We start from the raw sequence: 14,742 nt of genomic DNA, 5'->3' as shown, positions 1-14,742 counted from the left end.
GGCCGGGGGCGGGGGCTCAGTCCCCCGCCCGCTCCATCACCGCCACCGGGTTGCCCTCCGCCGAGCTGTCGGACGTGTACGTCAGGTCGCCGTGGCTCGGTGTCAGGTACACCGTGGTGGGGTTCGGGTCGCAGCCGTCGTGGTTGCCCTCGACGCCCTTCGAGGTCGCGACGATCTTCTCGGCGGTGGCCGATCTCAGGGTGAGCACGTCCGTGCAGACCCCGCCCAGCTGGTCGGTCTGGCGCACGCGGCCCAGTTCCTCGCCGGGCCCGGCCTGCCGGACGGTGACCCGGAAGGTGCCGATGGGCAGGCTGCCGTCCAGCGCGGTGCCCGGTCCCTCCCAGGTGCCGAGGTAGGCGGCCGGTATCGGCCCGCCGCGCGTCGGGGACGGCGCGGACGGCGAACCCGACGGGGACGACGACGAGCCCGACGACGGCGTCGAGGACGCCGAGGCCCCCGTGGACGCCGGGGGCTTCGCGGCGGCGCCGGTGTCGCTGTCCGACCCGCCGTCGCCGCCGAGGTACGGCTTCAGAAGGAATCCCGCGCCGACGGTCACCACCGCCAGCGCCCCGGCCACCGCCAGCGCGACCGTGCAGCTGACCCGGCGCCCGCGGCCGCCCTCGCCCGTCGGGACGGCGGTCGCGGAGAGGCTCACCGAGACCTTCCCCGGCGGTACGGCGTCCCGCGGTTCGGGTACGACGGCGGGCGGCACCGCCGGGGGCGGCCCGAACACCCCGGCCGCCACCGGGACAACGGCGGCAGCGGCCCCGCGGACGTCCCCGGGAGCGGCCCCGCGAACAACGTCCCCGGCATCCCCCGGGACAGCCGGATGGCGGTCGGCGTAGGCGCCCGACGGCGTACCGGACCCCGTGGGCCCGGTCTCCCCCGTCACCGCGCCGGCGGTCTCCGCGACCCCCGTGAGTTCCAGGTTCAGCACCTCCACCGCGCCGCGGCTGACCCGCTCCACCAGCGCCGCCGGCAGCCAGCCGCCCGTCATCAGCCGGGCGGCTCCCTCCGGGGCCAGCCGCCGGGCCACCTCGCCGGGGGCCGGTCGTGCCCCTGCCTCCTTGGTCAGGCAGGCCTCGGCGACCTCCCGCAGGTCACCGTCGAGCGAGCCGAGTTCGGGTTCCTCGTGGACGACCTTGTAGAGCAGTGCGGCGGACGAGTCGCCGGGGAAGGGCGGTGCGCCATTCGCCGCGTACGCGAGCACCGCGCCGAAGGAGAAGACGTCCGCCGCACCCGTGACGCCCTTGCCGAGGATCTGCTCGGGCGACATGTAGCCCGGTGAGCCGATGGAGACGCCCGACGAGGTCAGCGAGGCGGTGCCGTCCGTGGCCCGCGCGATGCCGAAGTCGATCAGCAGCGGACCGTCGAGGGTCAGCAGCACGTTGGACGGCTTCACGTCCCGGTGCACCAGCCCCAGTGCGTGCACGGCCGCCAGCGCCTCGGCGAGGCCCGCGCCCAGTGCCCGTACCGTGGGCGCGGGGAGCGGGCCGCCGTCCGTCACGGCGGCCGTGAGCGACAGGCCGGCCACGTAGGCCGTGGCGACCCAGGGCACGGGCGCGTCCGGGTCGGCGTCCAGGACGGGTGCCGTCCAGGCGCCGCCGACCCGCCGGGCGGCCGCCACCTCGCGGCGGAAGCGGGCCCGGAACTCCTCGTCCAGTGCGAAGTGCGGATGGACGATCTTCACCGCGACGGTCCGGCCGCCGGCCGAGCGCCCCAGATAGACACGGCCCATGCCGCCGGAGCCGAGCCGGCCGAGCAGCCGGTACGGCCCGACGGCCGAAGGTTCGTCGCCCGCGAGCGGCTGCATGCCCCCACCCCCCAGTCAGTCCGGGCAGCAGCCTATTGCCTGTCAGTCCTGAAGCAGATCGACCTTCACATCCGCAGCGAAACCGGTCGTCGGGCCGACCCGGCGGGCGAACTCCGCGACGGCCGCGAGCTGCGGTGCGCCGAAGCTGAAGTCGAGGGTGGTGAAGTACTGGGCGAGGGTCGTCTCGTCGAAGGCCTCCCAGCGGGCGGCCTGCTCGGCGACCTTGGAGACCTCTTCCAGGGAGAGGTTGCGGGACTCCAGGAACGCGCCGTGCACCTCGCGGGTGAGGTGCGGCTCGCGCTCCAGGTAGTCCCGGCGCGCCGCCCACACCGCGAAGACGAACGGCAGGCCCGTCCACTCCTTCCACAGCGCGCCGAGGTCGTGCACCTGGAGGCCGTAGCGCGGGGCGTCCAGGAGGTTGGCGCGCAGGGCCGCGTCGCCGATCAGCACCGCCGCGTCCGCCTCCTGCATCATCAGGCTGAGATCGGGCGGGCAGGTGTAGTAGTCGGGCTGGACGCCGTAGCGGTCGGCGAGCAGCAGCTGGGCCAGGCGGACCGAGGTGCGCGAGGTCGACCCGAGGGCGACCCGGCGGCCGTCCAGTTGGTCCAGCGGGACCTGCGAGACGATGACGCAGGACATCACCGGGCCGTCGCAGCCGACGGCGATGTCCGGGAAGGCGACCAGGTCGCCCGCGTTGCGCAGGAACTCCACGAGGGTGATCGGCCCGATGTCGAGGTCGCCGCGCACCAACTGCTCGCTGAGCTTCTCAGGGGTGTCCTTGGTCAGCTCGAAGTCGAGAAGGGTGCCGGTTCTCGCGAGCCCCCAGTAGAGGGGCAGGCAGTTCAGGAACTGGATGTGGCCGACGCGCGGCCGGGTGCGAGAATTGTCCACATCGCGAGGCTAGACCCCATGAGGTACGGTGCTGAGACCGCCCCCTCCGTCGGCACCGAAGCCGCCCCGGGCGTCAACCCACTTTCGAGGCCGTTCAAACGTCCGGGTGACGTGATCTTGGCCTCTGTTGCTTTCGGCTGCCCACATGCTAGGCTCGCCGCAAGTTGCAGTTTGGTTTCCCTTGCAGTACAGAGCCTGCGGAGCATGTAACCGCGGGCTCTCGTCGTTTTCAGACGTATGCAGTTGTGCGGCACTTAGTTTGTTTTCACACTTGCAGGTTCTGGAGCAGGGCGACCCTTTTGAGCCCAAGGAGGGCTTATGGCTACCGGAACCGTTAAGTGGTTCAACGCCGAAAAGGGCTTTGGCTTCATTGCCCAGGAGGGCGGCGGCCCGGACGTCTTCGTTCACTACTCCGCGATCAACGCGAGCGGCTTCCGCTCGCTCGAGGAGAACCAGCAGGTGAGCTTCGACGTCACGCAGGGTCCGAAGGGCCCGCAGGCGGAGAACGTCACCCCCGTCTGATCTCACCGATCCAGACACCCAGAGTCTGATTTCAGACTGAGTGCAGTACCCAAGGAGCCCCGCGCCTTCCGGCGACGGGGCTCCTGCCCTTTTCCCAAGAATCGGACCGGAATCAGACCCGGCGTCCGACCGGTTCCGCGCGGAACCGACGCGCCGGTCACCGCTCCCTGGTGTAGAGGCCGTCGATCTCCGTCGCGAAGTCCTTCATGATCGCGTCCCGGCGGAGCTTCATCGACGGCGTGAGGTGGCCGGCCTCCTCGGTGAAGTCGACGGGGAGCATCGTGAAGCGGCGGATCGACTCGGGGCGGGAGACCAGTTTGTTGGCCTCCTCGACGGCGCGTTGCAGGATCGCCTGCAGTTCCGGGTCGTCCAGGAGGAGTTCCGGCGGGACGGGGTGCTTGCCGTTCATCTGGCGCCAGTGGGTCAGGCCGTCGCGGTCGAGGGTGATCAGCGCGCTGACGTAGGGCAGTCCGTCGCCGACCAGCATCACCTGGGAGATCAGTGGGTGGGAGCGGAGCCAGTTCTCCAGCGGGGCCGGGGCCACCGACTTGCCGCCGGCCGTGATCAGCAGTTCCTTCTTGCGGCCGGTGATGGTGAGGTAGCCCTCGTCGTCCAGTTCGCCGATGTCGCCGGTGGCCAGCCAGCCGTCCCGGGTCGCCGGGACGACTCCGCCGGCCTGCGGGTCCCAGTAGCCGCGCAGCACGTGGTCGCCGGCGAGCAGGATCTCGCCGTCGGCGGCGATACGGACCTTCGTGCCGGGCATCGGCCAGCCGACCGTGCCCAGCCGGGGCTTGAGCGGCGGGGTGACCGTGGAGGCCGCGGTGGTCTCGGTGAGGCCGTAGCCCTCGTAGATCTCGATGCCGGCGCCGGCGTAGAACGCGGCGAGCCGGCGGCCCAGCGGGGAGCCGCCGCAGATGATGTGCCGGACCCGGCCGCCCATGGCGTTGCGGATACGGCGGTAGACCAGCGGGTCGTAGAAGGCGCGGGCGGTCTTCAGGGCACGGCCGGGACCGCTGCCGGTGCCGGTCTGCTTGGCCTCCAGGGCCTCGCCGTACCGTTGGGCGACCCCGGTGGCCCGGTCGAAGACCGATACCCGGCCGCCCGTCTCCGCCTTCGCCCGGGCGGAGTTGAAGACCTTCTCCAGCATGTAGGGAATGGTCAGCAGGCAGGTCGGCCGGAAGGCGGCCAGGTCGGGGAGCAGGTCCTCGGCCTTGAGGCTGGGGGCGTGGCCGAGCCGGACCCGGGCGCGGATGCAGGCGATGGCCACCATCCGGCCGAAGACGTGGGACATGGGCAGGAAGAGGAGGATGGAGACCTCTTCGTCCTTGCGGGCCTTGAAGATGGGGTAGAGGAGCTCGATCGCGTTGTCGACCTCGGCGAAGAAGTTGCCGTGCGAGAGGGCGCAGCCCTTGGGGCGGCCGGTGGTGCCCGAGGTGTAGATGAGGGTGGCGATCGTGTCGGGGCCCAGCATGCCCCGCCGTACGCCCACTTCGGCGTCCTGGATCTGGCCGCCCGCCTCCGCGAGCCGGTCCACGTGCCCCTTCTCCATCACCCACAGGTGCCGCAGGTCGGGCAGCCGGTCCAGTTCGGGGCCGAGCGCGGCGGCCTGGGCGGAGGTCTCGGTGACCAGGGCGACGGCGCCGGAGTCGTGCAGGATCCAGCGGGTCTGGAAGACCGAGGAGGTCGGATAGACCGGGACGGTGACCAGTCCGGCCGCCCAGGCGCCGAAGTCGAGGAGCGTCCACTCGTACGTCGTGCGTGCCATGACGGCTATCCGGTCGCCCGGCATCAGCCCTTCCGCGATCAGGCCCTTGGCGACCGCCTGCACCTGCGCGGCGAACTGGGCGGCCGTCACCTGCTCCCAACGGCCGTCGGCCAGGGCGGGCTTGCGGCTGAGCACGACCGTGCCGGGTTCGGTCTCCGCGTTCTCGAACGGCAGGTCGGCCAGCGAGCCGTGCCGCACCGGCGGCGCGAACGGCGGTACGGAGGCCTCCCGCACCACTCCGTCCAGCCGCTGGACGAGGGGTTCGACCAGGATCGGCTTCCCGTCGTAGTCCGTGGCCTGGATCGCGGCGCCTGGGAACACGGGGGCGGCGCTCTGGAAAGACGAAGTGGACACGGGGCGGCTCCTCGGGCGTGCAGCGGTGAACTGCTTGCTGCATCACGTACGTGCCTCGTGCGGCGAGGCGTTCACCGGGGCCGGGCCTCGAAGACGGGTTACCGGCGGTTAGGTCTGGAGATCGTACGGGGCCGCTGTGGCGGGGGTGTGGGGTTTCCGGGATGGTCCGGAGCCGGGCCTGTGCAATCCCGGCGGTTACGTGAGGGTCTCTCACGTTAGGCCCCACTTCCGGACCTTGCCGACCGCGACGTAGACTTACCTTCGGTAACCTTACTCCAGAGTCAGCGTTTTTGACCGATCCGGGGGACGTACATGAGGCACCGCGGTCGCAGTCCGCGCCGACAGCTCCCGCCGTGGCGGGCCCGGTGACCGTCCTCGGCGGCCCGCCCGCCCTCGGGCCGTCGCTCGCGCGGGGCGCTCTGCGGTCGCCCTTCAAGAGGCCGGCCGCCGACGCCGCCTGCCCCCGCACCCGGCTGGTGCTCCCGGCCGTCCGCGCCGACGCGGGCGGGCTCACCGCCTACGAGCGCGTCTGCGGCTTCGCCACCGGCGACGACGGACTGCCCGTCACCTACCCGCACGTCCTCGGGTTCCCGCTGGCCATGCGGCTCATGAGCGCACGGGACTTCCCGCTGCCGCTGCTGGGGCTGGTCCACACCCACGTCGAGATCTCCCGGTACGCGCGGATGCCGGCCGGGCAGGCGTACGGACTCTCCGTCCACATCGCCGGCCTGCGTGCGCACCGGCGGGGCACCGAGGCGGACGTCGTCACCGAGGCGCGGTGCGGCGAGACCGTCGTATGGGAGTCGCGAAGCAGGTATCTGGCACGGCACCGGACCACGGGGGCGGCGGAGGTCCCCCGGGAGGAACGGGCGCCGTTGCCCGCCGTCGCCGAATGGCGGATCGCCGCCGACGTCGGGCGCCGGTACGGGGCCGCCTCCGGCGACCGCAACCCCATCCACCTGTACCCGATGACCGCGCGGCTCTTCGGGTTCCCCCGTACCGTCGCGCACGGCATGTGGACCGCGGCCCGGTGTCTCGCCGCCCACGGGGTGCCGGAACGCGCGCGCGTGGAAGCGGAGTTCAGGGCACCGGTACTGCTGCCGGCGACGGTCGCCTACGCGGCGGAGGGCGGACGGTTCGAGCTGCGGGTCGGACAGCGGGTGCACGTCGAGGGACGGGTGCTGCCGCTCGGCCGCTGAGGCGGGCGCCGGGCCGGCATCCGCGCGCGGGTGCGAACGGTCCCCCCGCGGATCCTTCAGAAGCCCCTGCCCGGCGGCCCGTCAGGGATTTACGCCGGGCGGCGTCCACGGCCGGCCGTTCATCAGGTTGCCGAGGCCGGCCCACGCGAAGTTCATCAGGGTCGTCGCCGCCTCCCGCGCGGTGACGCCGGGGGTGACGTTCGCCCAGGCGGCGAGGGACTCGGCGGCGCCGACCAGGGCCTCGGCCACCCCCGCCACCTCCCGCTCGGGCAGGTCGGGATCACGGCGCGCCTCACGGGTGGCGACCACGATCAGGTGGGTCACGAACTCCACGATCTCGGCGCGCATCGCGGCGACCTCGGAGGCGAACCGCTCGCCGTGGGTACGTGCCTGCAGGTGCAGCACCGACCAGCCGTCGGGGTGTTCGGCGGTGTGCGTGAAGAACGCCTGGAGCCCGTCCCAGAGCTGGCGGTCGGCGGGCAGGTCCCGGCGGACGCCGTCGCGGACCGCCTGGGTGAGCGCCTTCGCCTCACGGCGGATGCACGCCGTGAACAGGTCGTCCTTGGAGTTGAGGTAGAGATACACCAACGGCTTGGAGACACCCGCGAGTTCGGCGATCTCGTCCATCGACGCGGCCATGTACCCGCGCTGCCCGAAGGTCCGCACGGCGGCGTCCAGCATCTGCTGCTCCCGGACCGCCCGCGGCATGCGCTTGGTCTTCACGGCACCCATGGGGAAAGCGTACGGGGGCCCGGCCGCGAGGGAGTCGCCCGGGGAAGGGTCAGGAAGAGGTCCGGGCCTGTTCCCGCGCCCGTGCCGCCTCGTCGACGACCTCGTCCTCCTGGCTGCGGTTGGCCTCGATGTTGGCCTTCATCCGGTCGACCCGCCGGGAGACCTGGACCGAGGCGCGGTCCCGCTCCTTGCGCAGCACCACGTAGCTGATCGGCGCGGACAGGACCAGGGAGAGCAGCAGCACCCACAGGAGGTTGGAGTCGCCGAAGCCACGCGGGAACACGCCGGCGTACACCAGTCCCCAGACGACCAGGAGGCAGCCCGCGAAGATACCGAGGCGCATCAGCGTGTAGCGGAGCATCTCAATCCAGTCTTCCGATGACGAAAAGGGGCACCGTCCAGTGAAGCACGGGCCGGGACCGATCTTGCAGCGGGGTCAGCCGAGCGGCAGGAGCATCGTGATGTCGTCCCGGTCGTCGCCGGGGGCCACGCGGATCGCGCCGGGGACCCGGCCGACCTCCCGATAACCGCAGGAGCCGTAGAACCGCTCCAGGCCGTGACCGCCGCGGCAGGTGAGCCGTATCGCGGATATGCCGTCGAAGCCGCGGGCCGCGTCGGCGGCGGCCGCGAGGAGGTCCCGGCCGTAGCCCTGCCCCTGGTGCTTGGGGTGCACCATCACCGTGTACAGCCACACCCAGTGCTTCATGAGGCGATGGGTGTTGAAGGAGAAGAAGGCGGTGGCGGCGACGTTGCCGGCCTCGTCGTGGCCGACGAGGAGCCGGTTGCGGCCCTCGGCCATCGCGACGAGGTGCCTGACCAGCTCCGGGCGGATGTCCTCGGGGGTGACCGGGGCGACGAACCCGACCGCGCCGCCGGCGTTGGACACGTCCGTCCACAGGTTGAGGACGCCGTCCCTGAGGTCGGGGGTGACCGCGGGATCCAGGGTGAAGGTAAGGGGCATGAGTTGAGGCTACCTATTACGCAAAGGGGAGTGGGACGACCATTCGCCATGCGGACCGGGGTACGTCGTCGACTACGGGCGCATCGTGGCCTGTCGCGCAGTTCCCCGCGCCCCCAAAAGAAGGCCGGCTGCAGTACGCGCCCTTCAGGGGCGCGGGGAACTGCGCGATCGGCCCCCGCGCACCCGCACCCGAGAACGCACCCCCCGCCCCACTCACACCCGCATCGGCTGCGGGGACTCCCGCCGCGCCGGGTCCGGGCCGTCGTACTCGCGGATGATCTCGTACCGCGTGTTCCGCTCCACCGGCCGGAAGCCCGCGTCGCGGATGAGGTCCAGCAGGTCGTCGCGGGTCAGCTTGTTGGGCGTGCCGTAGTTGTCCGCGTCGTGGGTGATCTTGTACTCGACGACCGAGCCGTCCATGTCGTCGGCCCCGTGCTGGAGCGCCAGCTGCGCCGTCTGGACGCCGTGCATGACCCAGAAGACCTTGACGTGGGGCACGTTGTCGAAGAGGAGCCGGGAGACCGCGAAGGTCTTCAGGGCCTCCGCGCCGGTCGCCATCTGGGTCCGCGCCTGGAGCCGGTTGCGTACCTTGCCGTCCTTCATGTCGACGAAGTCGTGCTGGTAGCGCAGCGGGATGAAGACCTGGAAGCCGTTCGTCTCGTCCTGCAGCTCACGCAGCCGCAGGACGTGGTCGACGCGGTGGCGGGGCTCCTCGATGTGGCCGTACAGCATGGTGCACGGGGTCTTCAGACCCTTCTCGTGCGCCAGGCGGTGGATCCGCGACCAGTCCTCCCAGTGGGTGCGGTGGTCCACGATGTGCTGGCGGACCTCCCAGTCGAAGATCTCGGCGCCGCCGCCGGTCAGGGACTCCAGACCGGCGTCGATCAGCTCGTCGAGGATCTCGGAGGCCGACAGGCCGGAGATCGTCTCGAAGTGGTGGATCTCGGTGGCCGTGAACGCCTTGAGGGAGACGTCCGGCAGGGCCGCCTTCAGCTCCCGCAGCGAGCGCGGGTAGTAGCGCCACGGCAGGTTCGGGTGCAGCCCGTTGACGATGTGCAGCTCGGTGAGGTTCTCGCCCTCCATCGCCTTGGCGAGCTTCACCGCCTCCTCGATGCGCATCGTGTACGCGTCCTTCTCGCCCGGCTTGCGCTGGAACGAGCAGTACGCGCAGGACGCGGTGCACACGTTGGTCATGTTGAGATGACGGTTGACGTTGAAGTGGACGACGTCGCCGTTCTTGCGCGTCCGCACCTCGTGGGCGAGACCGCCCAGCCAGGCCAGGTCGTCCGACTCGTACAGCGCGATGCCGTCCTCACGGGTCAGCCGCTCACCGGCCCTGACCTTCTCCTCCAGCTCACGCTTGAGCCCGACGTCCATGCCCCAACCTTTCTACGACAGCCTGACCGAGAGTACGCCTAGACCTCCTCGGGCAGTTCTCCCACCCGGTTCTCCCACTTCGTGGACAGCACGATGGTGGTACGGGTCCGGGAGACGCCCTTGGTCCCGGACAGCCGCCGGATGGTCTTCTCCAGGCCGTCGACGTTGGTGGAGCGCACCTTGAGCATGAAGGAGTCGTCGCCGGCGATGAACCAGCAGTCCTCGATCTCCGGCAGGTCCCGCAGCCGCTGCGCCACGTCCTCGTGGTCGGCCGCGTCGGACAGGGAGATGCCGATCAGTGCGATGACGCCGAGGCCGAGCGAGGCCGCGTTCACGGTGGCGCGGTAGCCGGTGATGACACCGGCCGCCTCCAGCCGGTTGATGCGGTCGGTGACGCTGGGTCCCGACAGGCCGACGAGGCGCCCCAGCTCCGCGTACGAGGCCCGGCCGTTCTCCCTCAGTGCCTGGATGAGCTGCCTGTCCACGGCATCCATGCGATCGAAGCCTTCCGCTGAGAGTTCCCGAAGTAGATGAGAGGTGGTGCAGGGGTACCGCTACTTGCTCGCGCCGCCGAGGTCACCCTCCCAGCGGCGGTACAGCCGGTGCCCCACACCGGCCGCGTCCAGCACCCGCCCGGCGACGAAGTCCACCAGGTCCTGGATGTGCGTCGCGCCCGCGTAGAACGCCGGGGAGGTCGGTACGACGACGGCCCCCAGGTCGTCCAGGGTGACGAGGTGACGCAGGGTCTGGCCGTTCAGCGGGGTCTCGCGCACGGCGACGACGAGCGGGCGGCGCTCCTTGAGGTTGACGCTGGCCGCCCGCTGGAGCAGGTCCTTGGAGAGCCCGAGGGCGACCCCGGCGACGGCCGCGGTGGACGCGGGCACGATCAGCATGCCCTTGGTCCGGTACGACCCCGAGGACGGGCCGGCGGCCAGGTCACCGGCGTTCCAGTACCGCACCCGCGCCAGGTCCGTGCCGAAGGTGTCCGGCTTGCCGTCGGCTCCCCGGGCCAGCCATTCCCGCAGGTCCTCCTGCCAGTGCGCGTCCCGGAAGGAGATTCCGGTCTCGTCCAGCAGGGTGAGCCGCGAGGCCCGGCTGACCACCAGGTCGACGCTCTCGCCCGCGTCCAGCAGCGCTCGCAGCACCGCGGCCGCATAGGGCGTTCCGGACGCCCCGGACACCCCCACGATCCAAGGCACGCGCTGCGTTTGTCCTGCGTTCACACCTTGAGCGTACCGGCGCGCCCGACCGAGTTCAGGACGGGGCCGCGGTGGCCGACGGCACTCAGACCGTCAGCCCCCGGACCAGCAGGTCCAGCAGGGCGCACACGAACAGGGCGATGCCGATGAATCCGTTGACGCTGAAGAAGGCGCGGTTGAGGCGGGAGAGGTCGTGGGGGCGGACGATGGAGTGCTCGTAGGCGAAGGCTCCGGCGACGATCACCAGGCCCAGCCAGAAGAAGCCGCCCGCGTGCGTCGCCACGGCGTACCAGACGAACAGGGCCGTGGTGACCGTGTGGCAGGCGCGGGCGCCCCAGATCGCGGCCGGGATACCGAAGCGGGCGGGGACCGACATGACGCCGATCTCACGGTCGGTGGTCACGTCCTGGCAGGCGTAGATGAGGTCGAAGCCGCCGATCCAGATGCCCACGGCGAGGCCGAGGATCACCGCGTCCCAGGACCACTCGCCGGTGATCGCCAGCCAGCCGCCGATCGGGCCCATGGCCTGGGCGAGGCCGAGGATGGCCTGTGGGAAGTTCGTGAACCGCTTGCCGTAGGGGTAGACCACCATCGGGATCACCGCGACGGGGGCGAGGGCCAGGCAGAGCGGGTTGAGCAGGGCCGCGGCACCGAGGAAGACGACCACCGCGATCAGCGCGCCGGTCCAGGCGTGCTTCACGCTCATCGCGCCGGTGACCAGCTCGCGGTGGGCCGTGCGCGGGTTCCGGGCGTCGATCTCGCGGTCGATGATCCGGTTCACGGCCATCGCGAAGGTGCGCAGGCCGACCATGCAGATCGTGACCAGGAGCAGCCGGCCCCAGTGGATGTTCCTGTCCCACTCGTACATCGCGGTCAGCGCGGCGATGTAGGCGAAGGGCAGGGCGAAGACCGAGTGCTCGATCATCACCAGCCGCAGGAAGGCTTTCGTGCGTCCCGGCCGCGGGAGCGCTGCGGAAGCGGAGCTCACAGTCCGTACTCCTTCCAGCGGCGGTCGACCGTCGCCGCCGTCTCGGGGTCGGACAGGACCATGTCCGGCCAGCCCCCGTCCCTGGTGTACCCCTCCTCGGGCCACTTCTTCGTCGCGTCGATGCCCGCCTTGCCGCCCCAGAACTGCTGGTAGGAGGCGTGGTCGAGGTGGTCGACGGGGCCTTCCACGACCGTGAGGTCACGGGCGTAGTCGGTGTTGCCGAGGGCCCGCCAGGCGACCTCGTGCAGGTCGTGCACGTCGCAGTCGGAGTCGACGACCACGATGAGCTTGGTGAGGGACATCATGTGCGCCCCCCAGACCGCGTGCATGACCTTCTGCGCGTGCTTCGGGTACTTCTTGTCGATCGAGACGATCGCACAGTTGTGGAAACCGCCGGCCTCGGGGAGGTGGTAGTCCACGATGTCCGGGACGATGATCTTCAGGAGCGGGAGGAAGAAGCGCTCGGTGGCACGGCCGAGGGGTCCGTCCTCCGTCGGGGGGCGGCCGACGACGATCGACTGGAGGAGCGGACGCTTCCGCATCGTCACGCAGTCGATCTTCAGCGCGGGGAACGGCTCCTGCGGGGTGTAGAAGCCGGTGTGGTCGCCGAAGGGGCCCTCGGGCAGCATCTCGCCCGGCTCCAGCCAGCCCTCCAGGACCACCTCGGCGTTGGCCGGGACCTGGAGCGGGACGGTCTTGCAGTCGACCATCTCGATCCGCTTGCCCGCGATGAACCCGGCGAACATGTACTCGTCGATGTCACCGGGGAGCGGGGCGGTGGAGGCGTAGGTCACGGCCGGCGGGCAGCCGAAGGCGATCGCGACGGGCAGCCGCTCGCCCTTGCGCGCCGCCACCTGGTAGTGGTTGCGGCTGTCCTTGTGGATCTGCCAGTGCATGCCGATGGTGTTCCGGTCGTGCCGCTGGAGGCGGTACAGACCGAGGTTGCGGATGCCGGTCTCGGGGTCCTTGGTGTGGGTCAGGCCCAGGTTGAAGAAGGAGCCGCCGTCCTGCGGCCAGGTGAACAGGGCCGGCAGCATGCCGAGGTCGACGTCGTCGCCGTGCAGGACGACCTCCTGGACCGGCGCGTTGTCGGACTTCACCTTCTTCGGCGGGACGTGCGCCATGGCGCCGAGCTTCCCGAACGCCTCGCGCACGCCGACGAAGCCGTGCGGGAGTTCCGGGCGCAGCAGCCCGCCGATCCTCTCGGAGATCTCGGCGTACGACTTGAGTCCGAGGGCCTTGAGCAGGCGCCGGTCGGTGCCGAAGACGTTCATGGCCAGCGGCATGGCGGAGCCGCGCACGTTCTCGAAGAGCAGCGCCGGTCCGCCCGCCTTCTGGACCCGGTCGACGATCTCCCCGACCTCCAGGTACGGGTCGACCTCGGCCTTGACACGCTTGAGGTCTCCCTCGCGCTCCAGTGCCCGGAGCAGGGAGCGAAGATCGTCGTAAGCCATGCCTCCCAGTATCGGCCACCCGGAGCCGGGGCCCGGTCACCGCCCCCTGCGATACCCCTTGGGATACTCGTCGGCCGTGACAGTCCGCCGCCGGATCAGCCGGTCACCGCTGCTCGTGCTGCCGCTCGTCCTGCCGCTGGTGCTCGCCGCCTGCGCACCCCGCCAGGACACCGGCGGCTCACCGGTCTCCGCGCTGACCCGCGTCGCGGCCGCCGACCGCCAGGCGGCCCCCGACCTGTCGGGCGACGGTCTGGACGGCAGGGCCCTACGGCTCGCCGACTACCGGGACCGGGTCGTCGTCCTGAACGTGTGGGCGTCCTGGTGTGGGCCCTGCCGGGCCGAGGCGCCCGAACTGTCCAAGTCCCAGAAGGAGTTGGGCACCAAGGGGGTCCAGGTGCTCGGGGTGGACACGGACGCCGAGCGGGGCAGCGGACGGTCCTTCGAGCGGGCGCACGGCCTGGTCTACCCGAGCCTGCACGACCCCGGCTCCCGCAAGCTGCTCCGGCTGCCCCGGGGCTACGCGCCACGGGCGCTGCCGTACACGCTCTTCATCGACCGGGCCGGGCGGATCGCCGCGAAGTACCTGAGCCCGCTCACGGCCGCGGACGTGCGCACGATCGTCGGGCCGCTGCTGGCCGAGAAGGCCTGATCAGCCGTCCCCCTCCGAACGGCACCCGGCGCCCGCCGGCAGCGGCGCCACCAGGTGGCTGAGGTCCAGCAGCACGGCGTCCGGGCGGGACACCGAGCGCGCGATCGAGACCTCCACGGCGGGACTGCGACCGTAGGTGACCAGGTGCCCGCGCTCCCCCGCCCGCTCCCGCCACACCCAGTCCACGCCGTCCACGCTCACGCACGCGTCCGTCGTGGGGGCGGGCGGGGTGACGCCGCAGCGCAGTTCGACCGCGCCGCGGCCCCAGACCGCCAGGCCCTCGAAGGTGACCGGGTCACGCGTGGCTCCGCCCAGACGGCCGGGATAGCGGTCGGCGATCCCCGCGCACGCCGGGTCCCGCGCCAGCGGCCCCTGCGCCAGGCCGAACACCGGCGAGCGCAGTTCGTACGCCACCAGCGCGGCCGCGGCCGCCAGACCTGCCGCGGCGACTCCGGCCGCCGCCCGTCCCCTGCGGGACCACCCAGGCGTCCTCACGGCTCCCCCTCCGTATCGAGGGACCCATCATGCCCGCGGTCCCGTCCCCGCGTGACGGCCACCCGCTACCCTGGCCGCCATGCTCAGGTATCTGCCTTTTCTGCTGGTCCTCGCGCTGTGGATCTACGCCTTCGTGGACTGCCTGAACACCCCCGAGGACGAGGTCCGCGCGCTGCCGAAACTGGTGTGGGTGCTGATCATCCTGCTCTTCGGCGAGGTGCTGGTCGGTCCGGTGGCCTGGCTGGCCGCGGGCAGGTCCCGGCAGCCGCGGGAGCGGTGGGTCGCACCGGACGACAACCCGGAGTTCCTGAAGTCACTGAAACCGGACGACCGGACCGACTGA

Annotated in this window: 16 protein-coding genes; 4 read left to right on the top strand and 12 right to left on the bottom strand. The window is 71.3% G+C overall.

Annotated elements, in window-relative coordinates:
- Window positions 1–16: 16 nt before the first annotated feature.
- Together ACFY3I_RS27215 and ACFY3I_RS27210 are read right to left on the bottom strand one after the other, a co-directional pair.
- Window positions 17–1,813: a serine/threonine-protein kinase gene (locus ACFY3I_RS27215; RefSeq protein WP_390863466.1), complete on the bottom strand. Its 1,797-nt coding sequence runs from the start codon at window positions 1,811–1,813 to the stop codon at window positions 17–19.
- 42 nt (window positions 1,814–1,855) lie between these two features.
- Window positions 1,856–2,704 (bottom strand): menaquinone biosynthetic enzyme MqnA/MqnD family protein, encoded by an 849-nt coding sequence (locus ACFY3I_RS27210; RefSeq protein ID WP_390863464.1) that lies wholly within the window; start codon window positions 2,702–2,704, stop codon window positions 1,856–1,858.
- Window positions 2,705–3,022: 318 nt separating this feature from the next.
- Between ACFY3I_RS27210 and ACFY3I_RS27205 the strand changes: the two genes are divergently transcribed.
- Window positions 3,023–3,226 carry a cold-shock protein gene (locus ACFY3I_RS27205; protein ID WP_003992177.1) on the top strand — a complete coding sequence of 68 codons (204 nt, stop codon included), beginning with the start codon at window positions 3,023–3,025 and terminating at the stop codon, window positions 3,224–3,226.
- 157 nt (window positions 3,227–3,383) lie between these two features.
- Here the strand turns inward: ACFY3I_RS27205 and ACFY3I_RS27200 are convergent, their stop codons facing one another.
- A complete protein-coding gene (locus tag ACFY3I_RS27200) occupies window positions 3,384–5,294 on the bottom strand; it encodes an AMP-dependent synthetase/ligase (protein ID WP_390863836.1) in 1,911 nt (636 codons plus the stop codon).
- 404 nt (window positions 5,295–5,698) lie between these two features.
- Between ACFY3I_RS27200 and ACFY3I_RS27195 the strand changes: the two genes are divergently transcribed.
- Window positions 5,699–6,544 carry a MaoC family dehydratase gene (locus ACFY3I_RS27195; protein WP_390863462.1) on the top strand — a complete coding sequence of 282 codons (846 nt, stop codon included), beginning with the start codon at window positions 5,699–5,701 and terminating at the stop codon, window positions 6,542–6,544.
- An 81-nt stretch (window positions 6,545–6,625) separates the two neighbouring features.
- On the opposite strand, the gene ACFY3I_RS27190 is transcribed toward ACFY3I_RS27195, so the two are convergent.
- The 8 genes from ACFY3I_RS27190 to ACFY3I_RS27155 form a co-directional block, all read right to left on the bottom strand.
- Entirely contained in the window at window positions 6,626–7,276 is a 651-nt protein-coding gene (locus tag ACFY3I_RS27190; RefSeq protein ID WP_390863460.1) for a TetR/AcrR family transcriptional regulator, read from the bottom strand.
- A gap of 49 nt (window positions 7,277–7,325) precedes the next feature.
- Window positions 7,326–7,637, bottom strand: a complete 312-nt coding sequence (locus ACFY3I_RS27185; RefSeq protein WP_365289048.1) for a DUF4229 domain-containing protein — start codon at window positions 7,635–7,637, stop codon at window positions 7,326–7,328.
- 75 nt (window positions 7,638–7,712) lie between these two features.
- Window positions 7,713–8,237, bottom strand: coding sequence for a GNAT family N-acetyltransferase (locus ACFY3I_RS27180; protein ID WP_390863458.1), 525 nt, complete (start codon window positions 8,235–8,237; stop codon window positions 7,713–7,715).
- 213 nt (window positions 8,238–8,450) lie between these two features.
- On the bottom strand, window positions 8,451–9,614 hold the full coding sequence (gene mqnE / locus ACFY3I_RS27175) for an aminofutalosine synthase MqnE (protein ID WP_366886538.1): 1,164 nt from the start codon (window positions 9,612–9,614) through the stop codon (window positions 8,451–8,453).
- A 38-nt stretch (window positions 9,615–9,652) separates the two neighbouring features.
- Window positions 9,653–10,108, bottom strand: coding sequence for an Lrp/AsnC family transcriptional regulator (locus ACFY3I_RS27170; RefSeq protein WP_351694208.1), 456 nt, complete (start codon window positions 10,106–10,108; stop codon window positions 9,653–9,655).
- Window positions 10,109–10,168: 60 nt separating this feature from the next.
- Window positions 10,169–10,813, bottom strand: coding sequence for a UbiX family flavin prenyltransferase (locus ACFY3I_RS27165; protein WP_365289142.1), 645 nt, complete (start codon window positions 10,811–10,813; stop codon window positions 10,169–10,171).
- 85 nt (window positions 10,814–10,898) lie between these two features.
- On the bottom strand, window positions 10,899–11,801 hold the full coding sequence (gene mqnP, locus ACFY3I_RS27160; protein WP_390863455.1) for a menaquinone biosynthesis prenyltransferase MqnP: 903 nt from the start codon (window positions 11,799–11,801) through the stop codon (window positions 10,899–10,901).
- On the bottom strand, window positions 11,798–13,255 hold the full coding sequence (locus ACFY3I_RS27155; protein WP_365289043.1) for a menaquinone biosynthesis decarboxylase: 1,458 nt from the start codon (window positions 13,253–13,255) through the stop codon (window positions 11,798–11,800). The genes mqnP and ACFY3I_RS27155 overlap by 4 nt, the downstream gene beginning before the upstream one ends.
- A gap of 76 nt (window positions 13,256–13,331) precedes the next feature.
- On the opposite strand from ACFY3I_RS27155, the gene ACFY3I_RS27150 reads away from it, so the two are divergent.
- Window positions 13,332–13,904, top strand: coding sequence for a TlpA family protein disulfide reductase (locus ACFY3I_RS27150; protein ID WP_390863453.1), 573 nt, complete (start codon window positions 13,332–13,334; stop codon window positions 13,902–13,904).
- Here ACFY3I_RS27150 and ACFY3I_RS27145 read toward each other — a convergent pair whose 3' ends face one another.
- Entirely contained in the window at window positions 13,905–14,399 is a 495-nt protein-coding gene (locus ACFY3I_RS27145) for a DUF3515 family protein (protein ID WP_390863451.1), read from the bottom strand.
- Window positions 14,400–14,478: 79 nt separating this feature from the next.
- On the opposite strand from ACFY3I_RS27145, the gene ACFY3I_RS27140 reads away from it, so the two are divergent.
- Window positions 14,479–14,742, top strand: coding sequence for a PLD nuclease N-terminal domain-containing protein (locus tag ACFY3I_RS27140; protein WP_365289040.1), 264 nt, complete (start codon window positions 14,479–14,481; stop codon window positions 14,740–14,742).

The organism is Streptomyces sp. NPDC001068 (assembly GCF_042897315.1).
Lineage (GTDB): Bacteria > Actinomycetota > Actinomycetes > Streptomycetales > Streptomycetaceae > Streptomyces.
Note: the sequence above shows the minus strand (reverse complement) of the source record. Positions and strands in the feature narration are given on the sequence as shown.